We start from the raw sequence: 15,565 nt of genomic DNA, 5'->3' as shown, positions 1-15,565 counted from the left end.
CTTCAAAAAAAATGTTACTTAATTTCTTTCATTACTTTCTCAGTAACATCTAGTTTGTCAGCACTGTAAGGTGCGGCATCCTTTTGTAAAACAATGTCATACTTATCGTTTTTAGCAATTTTTACAATTGCATCACGAATTTTATTGTAAAACGCTTCCATTTGCTCATTGTGAGCCGCGCTTAATTCCTGTTGATACTGTTGCCCTTCTCGTTCAAATTGTTGTTGAGCGGCCACGATTTTTCGCTCAAGGTCTTTGCGTTGTTTTTCACTCATCACGGCGCTTTCACGCTTAAATTTATCCATATCTTTTTTTAAGCTTTCCTCAGCAGCAACCAGCTTGTCTCTTCTTGGCTTAAATTCTTTTTCTAGCTTGCCTTGAATTTCTTTCATGTGGGGGGAGTTTTGCATGATTTTTTGTAAATCAACCACACCAATTTTGCTGCTATCCGCTATTGCAGGCACGCTAAGCACCGAACATAAAATGGCTAACAATAACCCAAGTCGCTTCATAATTTCACTCCATATTGAAAAATATATATACTATTGACCCAAATCACTTACCTAGGGCACGCCCTCGATATACCTTTTGAACTCGGAGAATATGTTACTTTTTATTCAGGGACACAACAACGATTAATTCACGCATTTTCACCTGATTCAATCCAATAAATGCTAGCACAATTATCAAGGGGATGCGATAACCCTTCCTCAACAGAACACTATTAGTGTCGCAGCTACCTTTCTTTAATCGAAATTTTATCGCTAGAAACTTGAGGATAACGTAAATTGAAATATCTGTTCTTCATCCGTTGGCTGCTTGTTCAAAGGTTTTGCAACGCTAAACGATAACGGACCAAAAGGAGACCGCCACTCTATCGCGATACCACTTGAATATCGTAGTGGACCTGAAGGTGTACCAGTTAATGCCGCAGGGGTATCTTTTGCAAACACATTTCCCGCATCGGCAAAAATACTGGTTCGAATGTTATCACGACTCAAAGGATAGGGAAGAATTAAACCAACACTTCCATTCACCAGTAAATTTGCACCTAAAGCATTCCCAAAATTGTCTTGAGGGCCTAAGGAGTAACTTTCATAACCACGAACCTGACCTGGTTGCGCGATACCACCGGCAAAGTAATTTTCAAAAAATGGCAAGCCTGTATCTCTTCTAAAGCCGTTACCATACCCAACGTTCCCTAAGAGAGTAAATATAAAACCGCGGGTGATTGGATAATACATCCTTGCTTGATAGGAGGCTTTATAATAATTAAGAGAGTGACCGTTTGCTGGTAATGACAACATCGCACCCGCCTGTTGGTTTATCCCTTTAGTGGGATATGGCATCTGATCATAAGAATTACGATTCCAACCTGTATTGAGCCGGATCTGACTAAAGTTACGACCATACAGGCTTACAAAATTTTGAACCTGCTGCACTCTACCAACCGATTGAATATTTAAACCTTGATACCCATAACCAAATTGGAGACTATCTCTGTCGCTCAAAAGCATGTTGTAATTTACTTCACCACCAAAACGATCCGAAGAATAGCTAGCCACATCGAGATGTTGAGGATCAACTTTCTGGAAATAGATGCTTACCCCACGTCCAACCCCGGTATTCGTATAAAACGGATTGTAATAATTGAACGAATAGTCCTGTCCCCAATAACTTGCATTAAAGGCCAGGCCAACCGTTCTTCCGGTTCCCATAAAATTATACTGATTAAAAGAAGCATTAAATTGAGGACCCGTAGTTCCATAACCTAATGATGCACTTGCTTCAGCGGAGGGTGCTTCTTCAACCGAGATATCTAAATCGACTTGATTATTAGCTCCTGGCACTGGCGTTGTTTTTACATCAATATTCTTTAGATAATTTAATAAACGCAACTGACGTTCAGATTCTTTAATATTATGTAACGATAAAAGCGCACCCTCGTCCTGTCGAATAATATTCCTGAGGACATAGTCACCTGTTTTTGTATTGCCGTGAAAATTTATACGACGAACATAAACATGGCGACCAGGATCCATCACAAAAGCAATAAACACGGTTTTGTTTTCTTCGTTAATTCGTGGTTCTGCATTGATGGCTGGAAAGCCATAACCTACATCTCCTAAGGCGGTTCCTATCGCTGAAATGCTCTGGGTTACTTTTTTACGCGAAAATACGGCGCCTTTTCGAACTTGAATTAACGAACGTAATTTTTCTTCGGGAAGAACTGTTTTACCGACAATCTCATAACCAGAGAAACGATATTGCGGCCCCTCCTCGATATGAATATTTATAAAAACGTCTTTCTTATCTGGAGATAATAGTACTTGGGATGAAATAATTTTGAACTTCAAATAGCCGCGATCTAAATAAAAAGAACGCAATGCTTCCAAAGAAGCATCCATCGCTGCCTTTGAATATTGATCTTTTTTGGTGAAGTAAGTGAACATATTGCTGCTGGATAACGCCGATTGCGACAATAGTTCAGCGTCTGAGTAATGCTGATTGCCAATAATTTTTATTTCTTTAATACGTGACACGCGACCCTCAGAGACAGTCACATTGATGGCTACGCGGTTTTCAGTAAGCGTGGTCACATTACTATCAATACGAGCGTTATATTTACCGCGTGCATTATAAGCCTGCTTTAACTCTTTCTCTAATCGCTCAAGCGAAGCGCGTTGATAAACATGGCCTTTAACGAGTCCGAGTTCTTTTAGAATCTCTTTCATTTTATCGCTGGGAATTTCTTTATTTCCCACCACATTTATCGAACCTATGGTAGCGCGTTCTACCACATTGACAATTAATGTATTGCCTTGGCGCTCAAGCACGACCGATTGAAAAAAGCCAGTGTCATATAAAGCGCGAATAATTTTAGGCGTCGATGGTGGGCCAACTTCTTCACCCACTTGCACAGGAATATAATTGAGAACCGTTCCAACGCTAACACGTTGTAATCCGGTAACTTTAATATCTCGTACAATAAAACTATCGGCACCAAAGGCTTGTGCAGATATAAATAGAGCGGCTGAACAACAGGCACTTAATACAAAATTCTTACTCATTTTATTCATTATTATTATTTAAATCCGGAACATCTTTGCCTGGCATTAACTATTGTTACCAGGTATTGGTGAACATGCGTTGTACCCAATCTCAAGTCAATTAACCCTTTTATAGGAAGTCATTGGCCGTGTCAAGAAAAGTACAACCTTCCCCTGCAATCCCTTCTATATGATTTCAGGAGTAAGGACAGAAAAATCTTACACCCACAAAACAAACTAGACGAGAAAAACAAATTAAAATCCAATTATCCCATTAATCTAGAAATATCATTGCTAAGCGCGATAACCATCAGCGCCATCAATAAAAACAGTCCGATATACATCCCTACCGATTTAACCTCTTCCGATAGAGGCTTCCCTCGAATTCCTTCGATGAGATAGTAAAGAAGATGCCCCCCATCCAATACTGGGATAGGCAGCAGATTTAACACAGCCAAACTAATACTAACTAGTGCTAAAAACGAAAGATAATAGGATAGGCCTCCTCGTGCTGACTCGCCGGCACCTTGTGCAATACCAACAGGGCCACTTAAACTCTGAATGGGAAGCTTTCCTATCGCTAAGCGTCCGAGAAGCGTGAACGTTGCACCCGTGAGCTCAAGCGTTTGACTAAATGATTTTTCTAGCGCATTAAGCGGCCCTTTTTGTTGGACTCTTAGCCAGTGTTCAGGCCAATCCACTTTTTTTGATTTTAAGCCTAGAAACCCCTCCTGTTCTCCCTGTCGTTCCGTTACTCCGACGGTTACTGAAATGGTTTGAGGCGTTTGGCCGCGCAGGACGCTTAATTGAATCGTCTGGTTTGGATGTTGTCGCACAAATTCAACCAACTCCAGCCAATCCGTAATTTCTTTTCCATTAATCGCGGTTATTTTATCCCCTACGCTAAGGGCCGCCTTGGAGGCTGGTGTATCCCGAACAATCTCGCCGACGACAGGGGGAATGCTAGGAACAAAGGGAACAATGCCGAGGCTATTCAAAAGATCAGGTTTTTTTATCCCCACTTCCCAATTTCTTAAAGGAAGGATTACTGTATTAAGCGCGCCATTATCAAGAGACTTTACTTTCAGCTTGATGGAGGCATCACTACCTAGATAAGGCATTATGGCGTATTGAAAATCACGCCAACTATCAATCTTTTCCTCGGCTAACGCTAAAATTTCATAATTAGACTCTAATCCAGCTTGAGCCGCAATACTTCCTGGCTTAACTTGCTCAATCATCGGAGCCAAAGATTTAAACCCAATCACCCACATTAACCATAAAGCAAAAAGAGCAAACAAAAAATTAAACAAAGGGCCGGCAATGACTACCGCTACCTTTTTCCATAAGGGCTTGTTATTAAATGCTAAATGACGTTCTTCTTCTGGAACCTCGCCTTCCGTTTCATCCAGCATTTTCACATAACCACCTAGAGGAAAAATTGACCAAGCGTATTCCGTTCCTTTTTTTCCCTTCCAACTGAAGAGTACCTTTCCAAACCCGAAGGAAAATCTAAGTACTTTTACACCACAAAGGCGAGCCACAATAAAATGACCATATTCATGCACTACGATAAGAATCAATAGCGCTAACATAAAATAAAATGCTGTCCACATACTAAAATCCTGTGGTGAGAAGATAAACTCCCCAAAAGAAAATGGGGGCGGCCGCGATTAAGCTGTCTAATCTGTCCAGTACACCGCCATGTCCTGGAAATACATGTCCTGTGTCTTTAACCTGACAACGGCGTTTTAATATACTGATGAATAAATCTCCTAGAACGGAAATGAGAGCGATAAAACCCGCTAATAAAAACCACGCCCAAGTGTTCTCGGGTTTAAAATATACATAGGCCACCAGAGCTACGCTCAATGATAAAAAAATTCCACCCATCAACCCTTCTATCGTTTTTCCAGGACTAACTTGTGGAATTAATTTTGTTTTTCCGAACGCTTTACCAATCAGATAGGCCCCCACATCTGCAGCCCATACCAAGCATAATAAGTAAACGATTAAATGCTTACCATTCGGTAAGAAATAAATTGCCGAAAGAGATGCGGCAAAGAGCGGAAGTAACAATAGACAAGCGCCACCAACGATTGAGGGATGCCCCCAGTATGTTTTAGATGCCGGAAAAGTCATCACGGCGATCAAAATTAAAAACCAAGCTCCTAATCCTACATACATCCAGTAATTAAACCACCAGAAAGAAATGCCAACCATGATCATTAATGCAACAATAAAAAATAATTTAATTACAACGGATTGAACCGGCATCAGCTGTAACCACTCCCACCCACCGATAATGATTAACGCGAGTAAGACTAGTCCAAGTATCCAGGGATAGGCGTAATAGATCGCGAATAAGACTAAAGGAATTAATATAATGGTTGTCAACAATCGTTGCTTAAACATGACTTTTGCCCGGTAATTGCTTTGAGATTTGACCGAATCTTCGTTCTCGTAAGCTGAAATCTTGTATTGCTTTTTCAAACTCCTCTTCCGAGAAGTCTGGCCAATGTACATCAGAAAAATACAATTCCGTGTAAGCCAATTGCCATAGGAAAAAATTACTGATTCGTTGCTCACCGCTCGTGCGAATCAATAGATCGGGATCACCTAACTCTCCCGTGGATAAACAGTTAGAAAAAAGCGTTTCATTAAACGCATCCAATGGAATCTTATCTCGAGAAATTTGCTCAAAAAGATGCTTGGCTGCTTGAAGAATATCCCATTTCCCACTGTAATTCATCGCCACGTTTAAAATCAGCTTATGATTATGACAAGTCAAGGTCTCAGAAGCCCGCATTTCTTGCTGCAATTCCTTGGAAAACTGCGATCGGTCGCCAATAAATCGTAAAGAAACGCCATGTTCATACAACGATTGAATTTCTTGTTTTAAGGCATGAATGAATAATTGCATTAAAAAATCAACTTCCTTCTCTGGTCGTTTCCAGTTTTCGGTGCTGAACGCAAACAGACTTAATACAGCAATGCCCTTAGCCAAACAAAATCGGATCGCAGATTTAACGGCGTCAATACCAGCACTATGGCCTTCAACACGGGGCAACCCATGGCGTTCAGCCCAGCGGCCATTTCCGTCCATTACAATTGCCACATGATTCGGAATGTTTTGCTTCAAAGCGAATACTTCTCTCATTAAATAAATGGCTCATAGTCTACCCTGTTTGTTTCAAAAGATTAAGCGTTAGTTAGGAACAAAATAACCATCAACGATTGAGTCCAGAATCGAAAGACTTTAGTATTAAAGCCTATTCAGTTTTATTTGGAGAAATTATGTCCCATAACGCCCCTCTTGTATTGCTAATCTTAGATGGCTGGGGTTATCGCGAAGAGGCTGAATTCAATGCTATAGCTAAAGCCTCTACCCCGCAGTGGGATCAATGGTGGAAGACTTCTCCTCACATGATGCTTGACGCCTCTGGTGAGTGCGTAGGCCTGCCCGATGCGCAAATGGGGAATTCCGAAGTAGGCCATATGCATATTGGCGCAGGAAGAATTATCTCGCAAGATTTCACACGCATTAATCAAGCCATTGAGTCGGGGCAGTTTGTTAAAAACCCGGTATTTAATCAAATGATTGATGATATGAAACAAACCGGCAAATCCATCCATGTGATGGGCCTTTTTTCACCGGGCGGTGTACATAGCCACGAACAGCATCTTTATGAGTTTATAAAACTCTGCAACGCTAAATCGTTTCATCGCGTTTACTTACACTTATTTTTGGATGGTCGAGATACACCTCCGCAGAGCGCGCTTAGTAGTTTTAAGAAGCTCGATCATTTATTAGAAGAGTATCCAGCAGCCTCTATTGCATCCATTAGCGGCCGATATTACGCAATGGATCGCGACCAACGCTGGCAACGAATTGACCCCGTTTACCAGCTTTTAACGCAAAATAAGAGCCAATATCACTTTGAATCGCCGGATAAAGCGTTGCACCACTTTTATGAGGAATCGATTTCTGATGAGTTTATCCCTCCAACCAAAATTGGTGAAGGGAAAACAATAGAGAGCGGCGATTCGGTATTTTTTTTCAATTTTAGATCCGATCGCGCTAGACAACTTTCACATGCCTTTTTGGATCAAGATTTTCAAGGGTTTGAGCGCGAAAGTCATCCGTCGTTAGCCCATTTTGTAAGCATGACTCGTTACAGTCGTAAGCTTCCAACGGAAAGCGCTTTCCCTCCCCCAGAGTTAACCAACACCCTTGGTGAAGTTCTAGCGAATCATGGCCTTAGCCAATTAAGGGTTGCTGAAACCGAAAAATACGCGCATGTCACTTTTTTTCTAAATGGTGGTTCTGAGCATGTCTACCCGCATGAGGAGCGGTTATTAATTCCTTCTCCTCAAGTAGCGACTTATGATTTGCAACCTGAAATGAGCGCTCCTGCAATAACCGATGCCGTTGTGAGCGCCATTATTAACCAAGAACATGATGTCATCATCTGCAATTATGCAAATGCCGATATGGTGGGACATACCGGCAACTTCGCTGCCACGATAAAAGCCATTGAATGTTTGGATCATTGTCTGGGGCGGATTGGGGACGCTCTTGAGCAGGTCAACGGAACATTATTAATTACCTCCGATCATGGCAATGCTGAACTCATGTTTGACACCATGGCTCAACAACCCCAAACGGCTCATACCAATTTACCCGTACCTTTAGTGTTCGTCGGAAGTGAATGGAGGTTTAACGTAGACCGTGGGAGCTTAATCGATATTGCCCCCACCATGCTAACGCTTCTTAATATTAGCCCCCCCGAAGAAATGACGGGGCACTCGTTAATGGTAAAAGACGATGAAACCTCCATTTAATTGGCTGTTCTTATGTGTTTTTTTTATGGTTCATTTAACCTATGCAGAACCTGCAACCATTTTGAAAACAAAAACTAGATTAAAGGCGCTGGAGCAAAAAATAACTCGCCTGGAACACTCCTTAAATCAAACCAAAGATAGAAAATCGTTACTCACCAAAGAGCTTGCTGCGACCGAAAAACAAATCAGCGCTTGCATTCATGACTTGAGTAAAACCAAAAAGCAAATAGATAAAAATATCGATAAGATCAATTTGTTAAATCATGAAATTAGCACCTTAAACCAACGGCTTAAAATGGAGCAAACACGTTTAGCCAATCAAGTGCGAACTCGCTATAAAATGGGGGAGTATCAGCCTTTAAAATGGATTTTAAATCAAGAAAATCCTTATGCTATTGGGCAGTTGCTTACCTATTATCAATATTTGATTCAAGCTCATCAACAAAGCATCACAAATGTTAATACCCTTCAGAATAAGTTACTCGCCAGCCAGAATGCCCTGAGTCAAGAACGACAAGAACAACAAGTCTTGGAAAAAAATCTAATTGCACGACAAGAGAAACTAGAAGCAGGCAAACTTTATCAAACTAAACTGATTAAAGACTTAAATCAGGATATTGATCATCAGCAGCATGCCTTAACGGATTTCCAAAAAGATAAAGAAAATCTCTCCCGCTTGCTTAAAGATTTAGCCCAAAGGAGTGCTGTTAAAGCGCAGACTGCTTTCGCACGCCATAAATTACCTTTTCCAGTCCCCGTATCGAGAAAGAAAATTAATCGCATCAACCAAGGTGTGATGTTTTACGCCAAAGAAGGACTGCCCGTAGATGCTGTGTATCCAGGGAAAGTCGTCTTTAGTGACTGGTTAAAAGGGTATGGATTGCTGATTATTATTGATCATGGTCGTGGGTATATGACCTTATACGCTCATAACCAAGCGTTATTCAAACAAACGGGTGAAAACGTTGAGCAAGGTGAACAGATAGCAACGGTTGGTCATAGCGGTGGACTTAAAGAAAACGGTCTATACTTTGAAGTAAGACACCGTGGAAAAGCAATTTCTCCACTAGATTGGTTGTCTTAATTGTTCTCTGGCCTGTTTTTGCAGCAGAAACAAGAATAACAACATCAGGGCAAATACCGGCAAGAGACGCCGTGATTGCAAGGAGAATATTTATGTCGGCAAAAAAACTAATATCAACTACTATGGCAGGCTTGCTTGCAGTCGCCGTTGTGTTTCCGATTCCAGTTTTGGCAGAAGCCAATGATGGCCAACGCATTCCTATGGAAGAAGTTCAGCGTTTTTCCAATGCGATTAGCCAAATCAAAAAATACTATGTTAAACAAACGGATGATAAAGAACTGTTTGATAACGCGATACGAGGCATGTTGACCGGTCTGGATCCACACTCTACCTACCTGAATGAAGATGATTTTAAAGAATTACAAACGGCGACCAATGGCGAGTTTGGCGGTTTAGGTATTGAAGTTACCCTAGAAGGTGGTGTGGTTAAAGTGGTTACCCCCCTGGTTGATACCCCTGCCTTTAAAGCAGGAATTAAAGCGGGTGATTACATCATTAAGCTGGGTGACAAATCTGTGCAAGGCATGGAATTAAAAGACGCTGTTCAGATTATGCGTGGGAAACCAGGCAGCACCATTGATATTACTATACTTAGAAAAGGTGAAAACAAACCTCTGAACTTTACATTGGTTCGTGAACAAATTCTGGTTAAAAGCGTAAAAAGCCAATTATTAGATAAACAATTTGGTTATATTCGCCTAACACAATTTCAAGCGTTGACCAGCAAAGATATGCTCAATGCGATCGCGCAGTTAAAACAGGAATCAGGCGGTAAGCTACAAGGATTAGTCTTAGATCTCCGTAACAATCCAGGAGGATTATTAGATTCTGCGATTCAGATTTCGGATGCATTTATTCATAATGATAAATCGGGGGAAGAAGAGAAAATTGTGTATACGGAGGGACGTTTACCCGGTACTCAATTCACCGCTTTAGCCAACCCAGGTGATATATTAGATAATGCGCCCATGGTCGTACTGATTAACAATGGCTCCGCTTCTGCTTCAGAAATTGTAGCCGGAGCGCTTAAGGATAATAAGCGAGCTATTATACTGGGTACGCAAAGTTTTGGAAAAGGTTCCGTGCAAACGGTTTTACCTTTGGACGAAAAGCGCGGCATTAAATTAACCACCGCACTTTATTATACCCCTTCAGGCACTTCAATACAGGCCAAAGGCATAACGCCTGATATTATTGTTGAAGAGGTATCCATTCCTAAAGCGGAAAACGAGGTTAAATTCACTGGGTTTACTGAAGCCGATTTAAATGGCCATTTACTCAACAATACTGAGGCAAAAGATAAGGATAAGAAGAAAGATAAGGATACATTATCCATCTCAGGACCTATTGCTCAAACTGACCAAAATTTGATTCACGATGATTATCAATTATATGCCGCATTGACCATTCTGAAAGGACTGGCGGTTGCTCAGCGGTAAATCATCTAGGCGTTGCTGTCAGCAACGCCTAGTATTAAATTAGATTAAGGTAATCCCGGTCGCTGCAAATAAGTCAGAAATTTCCAGGTGTTAAAGCGACTGATGTCTCGAGCACGTTTGCTACGAATTCGTCTATGCGTTCTTTTAAACCATCATCGGCAATAAGGTTTTCCGTAGTTAGCTGGGTTCGGGTGTATGGATTTGTAGAATGATCCGACAACCATCTTTCAATTGCATGTCGATCATATCTTTGTTGAGGAAAATTTCGATCGTAAACAGGTTCTGTCATTATTTGGTGAGTAATTGCACAGATAAACTCTTCCGGAATGTCTAAATTAGTATTTCCAGCTAATTTTGATGAATTTCGAAAATCCTCAGGGTCGGGTAAGCTTAGAAGGGGTTCTTGACGACACCACCAATGATAAGGGTCTTCCCATGCCGTTTGTTGAGAACGAAAAAATGGCTCTTGATGTTCTCGCCACGGTCTATCATTTTGCATGTTTTGGAAAAACTGATGAAAATTGTTTTGTGACCCTATGAGGGGTATATTTTGTGACCCCATGAATCGTATATACAGTTCTCTTGTAGTCGGCAACTCTAAATTGCTTCTATCAAAGCTTAGTAAGTCGACAGTATTACTAATGTCAAGCGGTACTATTTGTATATTATTAGGAGTTTCTAAATCTAAGAGGAGATTATAATCTGGTGTAGCTCTTCCAATCAATCTATGCCAAAGTCGACGCAAAAAGCTAAAAAATCTTGATAACCTGGAGCGAGGTGAAGCATCTTCTCTCATAAATTACCTGTCTTGTTAAATGATTGGATTGCTAGTATACCATAAAATCATTTATTGCACGGTAAGTATTTTGTTTTTGCAATTCTATTTGTCACTAACATGGGCAAAGACCGTTATTTATCTAATGCGACTGGCTCAGTAATTGGCGCAACCCTATCTCTTATAAAAAATGGAGAATTTTTATATTTTCTAAAAATTAATTCTTTCATAATGAATGGGAAGACAACTAAGACGTCTATTAATCCTATGAGTTGCGATAGTTTTGAAAGGAATTTCAGATCTTTTTATATTTTCCCTAAAGCGACATCTTGTTTAATTTATAGCTAAGATACTCAACGCCTGGAGATATTCTTCTTCTCATTTAATTGATGATCCTGGATTAGGGTTTGTGAAAAGAAGCGTGCCATATCGCTTATTTCTAGTAGCTTTATTCTTGCATTATTCCAATTAAGCTCCACTTGTGCAGCAGCTTGTTCCCTCTGATTCACTAAAAAAAGAGTGCTGTCTCCTGCATTGAATTTTTTGGTTTCCGCAGTTTGTAGTTGCCGTGCTAAGTTTAATTCTTGTTCGAGCAGCGTTACTTGTTGATGATAAAGAGTTATACCAACAAACAATTTAGATAATTCGTTTTTTAACTGCTCAAATAAAAAATTTTTTTCGGCATGAATTTGTTGAAGCTCGCTTTGAGCGCTAATCACTTTTCCTTTCGCTTCATTTCGATACAAAGGAAGCTTAAATGAAAGACCAACCATTGCCGCTTGGGGAATTAACAAAGGATCCCCTCCGCTACCATATTGCTTAAAGGCAGATACGGTTGCATCTAAGTTTGGAAGAAGTTCATTTTGTGCCAAGCCCAATTTGAGTTGGACTATTTTTGCATACGCTTGCAACCGCTTCATAGCCGGGTGTTTTTTTAATTCTGCAAAAATTTGCGATTGAATTAATGATCGATGCGGTAAGAATGCTGGTAGTTTACTGTCAAGTGGTAGTTGGGGTTTACCTCTATTATCGCGATAATAGAGCGATAATTGAATTGCCGCTTGTTTGAAGATCATTTGCCCTTGATTGCGTAATTGTTCTCGCTGAATAATCTGTTGCCTATTTTCAGCAATTGCAAGTTTCGGCAAATCACCCTCATTCGCTCTTTTTTCAATTGCTTCTTGGCGCAATCGCGCTAATTGTAAAAGCTGATTGTACATTTGTAGCTGTAAACCCGCTTCGACCCACTGCCAATAAGCTTTGACTGTTTCTTGGTAAATATTAATTTTGGTCACTTCGGCATCGAATTTTTTTACACAAATAGATTCTTCTTTAGTAAATAATCCTGCCCGTTCCTTATCGATTAATCGATCACGTAACAGTGGAAATAACACACCTGCTCTGTATTCACCCCCAGAGTTTGTTAAATAGTTTTGATAATATATTGGCCAATCTCCTTGCCCATTTCTGTATCCTGCAAACAGCTTTAAACCATTATAGAGTGTTGGAACCGTTAGTTCCGTATCACCATAGTTGTTAATATATCCTCCAACAGGCTGGGAACGAGCCAAGGCGTTTAAAGAAGGATCAAATCGACCTACGGCATTAATATAATCGCCTTCTGCTTTATTGATTTTCAGAAAGGCGATTTTTATCTTTGGATAATAACAATTAACACTTTCTAACACGTCTTCAAGGCTTAAGTAATTGGATTGCTGAGAAAAACAAGCTGTAGGAATAGAAAATAATAGAATTATCCTTATAAAATGCACTGAAATACGCATTATGCAGCCTTCTGTTGAAAAGCGCTCTCTGGTGGAAACCCATTAAATTGACGCCATAGTTCATACCATAAAGGAACTTCTCCTAACTGGATCCAGCCATGCACTCTTACCCCTTGCCTTAAAAATCTTGGTTGAGGCCATGGTTCATCAGGTAAAATAACCACACGAAAATAACCCTGTCCGTTATCGGTAGGATCAATAAAAGAAACTCTTCCACCAAAGGTTCCAACCGCAATTTCTGGCCACCCGCGAAATTGGATTGCAGGCCAGCCCTCAAATTGCAAGCGCGCTTTTTGATTAAGTCTGACAAAAGGAATATCGTTCCCATCAACCCAAAGAGCCACAGCGCGAGATTGCGTGTCAGGTATGATTTCGGCCAAAACATCCCCTTGTTTGACCAACACACTGTGCTCCCCGGTGAGCCGTTTGAATATCGTACCGGCTACGTGCGCATCAACCAGTTGTGACTTCTGCCGAGCAATCCGTATATCAATCTTTACTTTATCAATCTTAGCCTGTGCTAATTGATTTTGATGTTTAGCATACTCAATTTGAGCGAGTTCATATTGACGTTTTGAATTAATCCCTTCCTCGTACAATTTTTTCTGTCGTTCAAGATTGGCTTTCGCAGCCGCCACTCCTTTCTCTGCGACTTCAATGCGAAGCAGTAGGGCTCTTCTTTCCATCTCCAAACGGCGCAATAGCTCTGGATCAATATCAGTAATATCAACGATTGGATCGCCTGGTTTTACAGTCATCCCTTCGTCAACATACCATTTTTTGATCCGACCTGTGATAGGAGAATTAACCGTATGCTGTCTTTCCGTAGGGGAAAATGCAATCACCCGACCATTTCCCAAAGCAAACTGCTGCCAGGGGGTAAAACCTAAAAACCCAGCCATTAACACGAGTAAAATAAAAAGAATCTTTATAATATTTTTAGGTTTTGGCAATTTCCCGATCATTTTTGCTGCATACAATTTCATTCTGGAATCACCCAATGATTGGTTATCTGCTTAAACTCTTTCTTTTGGCTCACAATGATTAAAATCGTTTGTTCTAGCTCCTTGAGACGATCCATGATTTTATCCAGTTGTTCATCATTAAATACATCAAGGGCGCGATCGATTACAAGCAACTGCGGCTTAAACAATAATGCGCGAACGATCATCAATTGAGTTAATTCATAGAGTGAGAACACCGTTTTCCACTCATAAACCACGGTCTTTAAGCCATTCGGTTGATGCATGACTTTCTCAAGAAGATTAAATTGTTTTAATTCTTCTAGAATCTTTTTATTGGGCGTGTTTTTATGTCCTAGGAGCAAATTGTCATATATCGTGCCGGCAAACCATTCAGGTTGTGCTACAAGCATACTGACTTGACGCATCGCAATTCGGTGAGTTTGTGAACAAAACGTCTGGTTAACATAAAACTGATATTTGGTTTCCTCTCTAAACCCAAAGAGTTCTCTTGTAAATATTTGACAACGATCTGGGTTCGCGGAGAAAACTAATAAAGGCTTTTCAGGGGTTGCTTCGGCAATTGTTTTATCTGGGTTTCTGATTTCAAGAGTTTGGATAGGTACATAGATTTCACTAAGATTCTTGTCCACTTGTTCAACCGGAAGATTAACAACCGATTCAATTTTGCTTTCCGAGGCAATCATGTCGTAAAAGCTTTCTAATAAAGTACCAAAGCGTTTAAAGCTATAAATTAAAGCGCCGAGTACAATTTCAGCGGCTGCAAGCTGACCCAAACTTAGCTGATCATTTACGACTAGATAGCCCCCAACGCCTAATAATAAACTGCTGACCAAGGCGGATAATAGATTAAATCCAATTTGGTGTTTCACCAATTGTTTAAAATGTAAATTCCTAGCTTTTAAAAATGAAACCAGTCGTTTGTCGGTTTGTTGAGTGGCAAAACGGTGATAAAGATTAAAGCGAAATAAAAATCGGTTGATTAAAATTTCTTCTAACCACGCGCCTAAATTATGTTTTTCATCGCATTCTTTTTTAGCGCTTTCAATTGCTTTGCGATAAGGAACAAGAATTACAAGTAAAATTCCTAAAATGACAATAGCATCAAAGGCAAGAAACATCGGATGATAGATTAGCAACAGGATTAAACCAAAAAACACTTGCAAAGAAAGATTAATGCCATAAATCAGTAGATTAGCGAGTGATTTTTTGATAGTAACAATTTCGAAAAATCGATTTACTAATTCAGGGCCATGATGGGCAGAAAAGTTACTTAAAGACAAATGATTATATTGATTTGTAAGATTTAAACTGATCTTGACCATTAATTTTTGCTGAATAACCTCTGCTATGATTATTTGCCAAACATTCAAGGCGCCTAACGCCAACATAAAAATAAATACGATGATGCTTAATGTAAATACAGGTCTAAGTAACTTACCAAAGGCAATTAAGTTAATGAGTGTTTGCGCTGCAACAGGAATGGTCAATGATAATAAACTAGCAAGCAAGCTGATTATCATAATGGACATAACTGTTGAGTGATCTAAGACCTCTCTTATTGATCCTATTTCTTCTTTAATCATTCCTTTTCATCTCGTTAGA

The 15,565-nt window shown here is 40.1% G+C and carries 12 protein-coding genes; 3 read left to right on the top strand and 9 right to left on the bottom strand.

Annotation, left to right across the window (positions count from 1 at the left end):
* Positions 1-14: 14 nt before the first annotated feature.
* From E1O47_RS01070 to E1O47_RS01050, 5 genes are all read right to left on the bottom strand, one after another.
* Entirely contained in the window at positions 15-512 is a 498-nt protein-coding gene (locus tag E1O47_RS01070; protein WP_133129424.1) for an OmpH/Skp family outer membrane protein, read from the bottom strand.
* Positions 513-764: 252 nt separating this feature from the next.
* On the bottom strand, positions 765-3,080 hold the full coding sequence (gene bamA, locus E1O47_RS01065) for an outer membrane protein assembly factor BamA (protein ID WP_133129423.1): 2,316 nt from the start codon (positions 3,078-3,080) through the stop codon (positions 765-767).
* 236 nt (positions 3,081-3,316) lie between these two features.
* Positions 3,317-4,666, bottom strand: a complete 1,350-nt coding sequence (gene rseP / locus E1O47_RS01060) for an RIP metalloprotease RseP (RefSeq protein ID WP_133129422.1) — start codon at positions 4,664-4,666, stop codon at positions 3,317-3,319.
* 1 nt (position 4,667) lies between these two features.
* Positions 4,668-5,465 carry a phosphatidate cytidylyltransferase gene (locus E1O47_RS01055; protein ID WP_133129421.1) on the bottom strand — a complete coding sequence of 266 codons (798 nt, stop codon included), beginning with the start codon at positions 5,463-5,465 and terminating at the stop codon, positions 4,668-4,670.
* On the bottom strand, positions 5,458-6,192 hold the full coding sequence (locus E1O47_RS01050; protein ID WP_242601957.1) for an isoprenyl transferase: 735 nt from the start codon (positions 6,190-6,192) through the stop codon (positions 5,458-5,460). Before E1O47_RS01050 ends, E1O47_RS01055 begins: the two co-directional genes overlap by 8 nt.
* Positions 6,193-6,347: 155 nt before the next feature.
* Here E1O47_RS01050 and gpmI point away from each other — a divergent pair, with 155 nt between their 5' ends.
* The 3 genes from gpmI to E1O47_RS01035 all read left to right on the top strand — a co-directional run bounded on the left by gpmI (position 6,348) and on the right by E1O47_RS01035 (position 10,418).
* On the top strand, positions 6,348-7,895 hold the full coding sequence (gene gpmI / locus E1O47_RS01045) for a 2,3-bisphosphoglycerate-independent phosphoglycerate mutase (RefSeq protein ID WP_133129419.1): 1,548 nt from the start codon (positions 6,348-6,350) through the stop codon (positions 7,893-7,895).
* The gene (locus tag E1O47_RS01040; RefSeq protein ID WP_242601950.1) at positions 7,879-8,979 is read left to right on the top strand and encodes a murein hydrolase activator EnvC family protein; all 1,101 of its coding nucleotides are present in this window, start codon (positions 7,879-7,881) and stop codon (positions 8,977-8,979) included. Before gpmI ends, E1O47_RS01040 begins: the two co-directional genes overlap by 17 nt.
* Before the next feature lie 92 nt (positions 8,980-9,071).
* Complete coding sequence (locus E1O47_RS01035; RefSeq protein WP_133129418.1) at positions 9,072-10,418, top strand: S41 family peptidase; 1,347 nt, start codon at positions 9,072-9,074, stop codon at positions 10,416-10,418.
* 73 nt (positions 10,419-10,491) lie between these two features.
* Here E1O47_RS01035 and E1O47_RS01030 read toward each other — a convergent pair whose 3' ends face one another.
* The 4 genes from E1O47_RS01030 to E1O47_RS01015 all read right to left on the bottom strand — a co-directional run bounded on the left by E1O47_RS01030 (position 10,492) and on the right by E1O47_RS01015 (position 15,546).
* Positions 10,492-11,214, bottom strand: coding sequence for a U-box domain-containing protein (locus E1O47_RS01030; RefSeq protein WP_133129417.1), 723 nt, complete (start codon positions 11,212-11,214; stop codon positions 10,492-10,494).
* Between the two features lie 332 nt (positions 11,215-11,546).
* Positions 11,547-12,977, bottom strand: a complete 1,431-nt coding sequence (locus tag E1O47_RS01025) for a TolC family protein (RefSeq protein ID WP_133129416.1) — start codon at positions 12,975-12,977, stop codon at positions 11,547-11,549.
* Positions 12,977-13,963 carry an HlyD family secretion protein gene (locus E1O47_RS01020; RefSeq protein ID WP_133129415.1) on the bottom strand — a complete coding sequence of 329 codons (987 nt, stop codon included), beginning with the start codon at positions 13,961-13,963 and terminating at the stop codon, positions 12,977-12,979. The genes E1O47_RS01025 and E1O47_RS01020 overlap by 1 nt, the downstream gene beginning before the upstream one ends.
* Positions 13,960-15,546: an ABC transporter transmembrane domain-containing protein gene (locus E1O47_RS01015; protein ID WP_133129414.1), complete on the bottom strand. Its 1,587-nt coding sequence runs from the start codon at positions 15,544-15,546 to the stop codon at positions 13,960-13,962. The genes E1O47_RS01020 and E1O47_RS01015 overlap by 4 nt, the downstream gene beginning before the upstream one ends.
* Between the last annotated feature and the right edge of the window lie 19 nt (positions 15,547-15,565).

The sequence above is a fragment of the Legionella yabuuchiae genome (genome assembly GCF_900640115.1).
Classification (GTDB): domain Bacteria; phylum Pseudomonadota; class Gammaproteobacteria; order Legionellales; family Legionellaceae; genus Legionella_A; species Legionella_A yabuuchiae.
This window is presented reverse-complemented; position numbering and strand designations above follow the sequence as displayed.

Bases quoted from the DNA above. Each gene is read 5' to 3' on its own strand.
- E1O47_RS01070 (WP_133129424.1), bottom strand. From the start codon at position 512: ATGAAGCGACTTGGGTTATTGTTAGCCATTTTATGTTCGGTGCTTAGC.
- bamA (WP_133129423.1), bottom strand. From the start codon at position 3,080: ATGAATAAAATGAGTAAGAATTTTGTATTAAGTGCCTGTTGTTCAGCC.
- rseP (WP_133129422.1), bottom strand. From the start codon at position 4,666: ATGTGGACAGCATTTTATTTTATGTTAGCGCTATTGATTCTTATCGTA.
- E1O47_RS01055 (WP_133129421.1), bottom strand. From the start codon at position 5,465: ATGTTTAAGCAACGATTGTTGACAACCATTATATTAATTCCTTTAGTC.
- gpmI (WP_133129419.1), top strand. From the start codon at position 6,348: ATGTCCCATAACGCCCCTCTTGTATTGCTAATCTTAGATGGCTGGGGT.
- E1O47_RS01040 (WP_242601950.1), top strand. From the start codon at position 7,879: ATGAAACCTCCATTTAATTGGCTGTTCTTATGTGTTTTTTTTATGGTT.
- E1O47_RS01035 (WP_133129418.1), top strand. From the start codon at position 9,072: ATGTCGGCAAAAAAACTAATATCAACTACTATGGCAGGCTTGCTTGCA.
- E1O47_RS01030 (WP_133129417.1), bottom strand. From the start codon at position 11,214: ATGAGAGAAGATGCTTCACCTCGCTCCAGGTTATCAAGATTTTTTAGC.
- E1O47_RS01025 (WP_133129416.1), bottom strand. From the start codon at position 12,977: ATGCGTATTTCAGTGCATTTTATAAGGATAATTCTATTATTTTCTATT.
- E1O47_RS01020 (WP_133129415.1), bottom strand. From the start codon at position 13,963: ATGAAATTGTATGCAGCAAAAATGATCGGGAAATTGCCAAAACCTAAA.
- E1O47_RS01015 (WP_133129414.1), bottom strand. From the start codon at position 15,546: ATGATTAAAGAAGAAATAGGATCAATAAGAGAGGTCTTAGATCACTCA.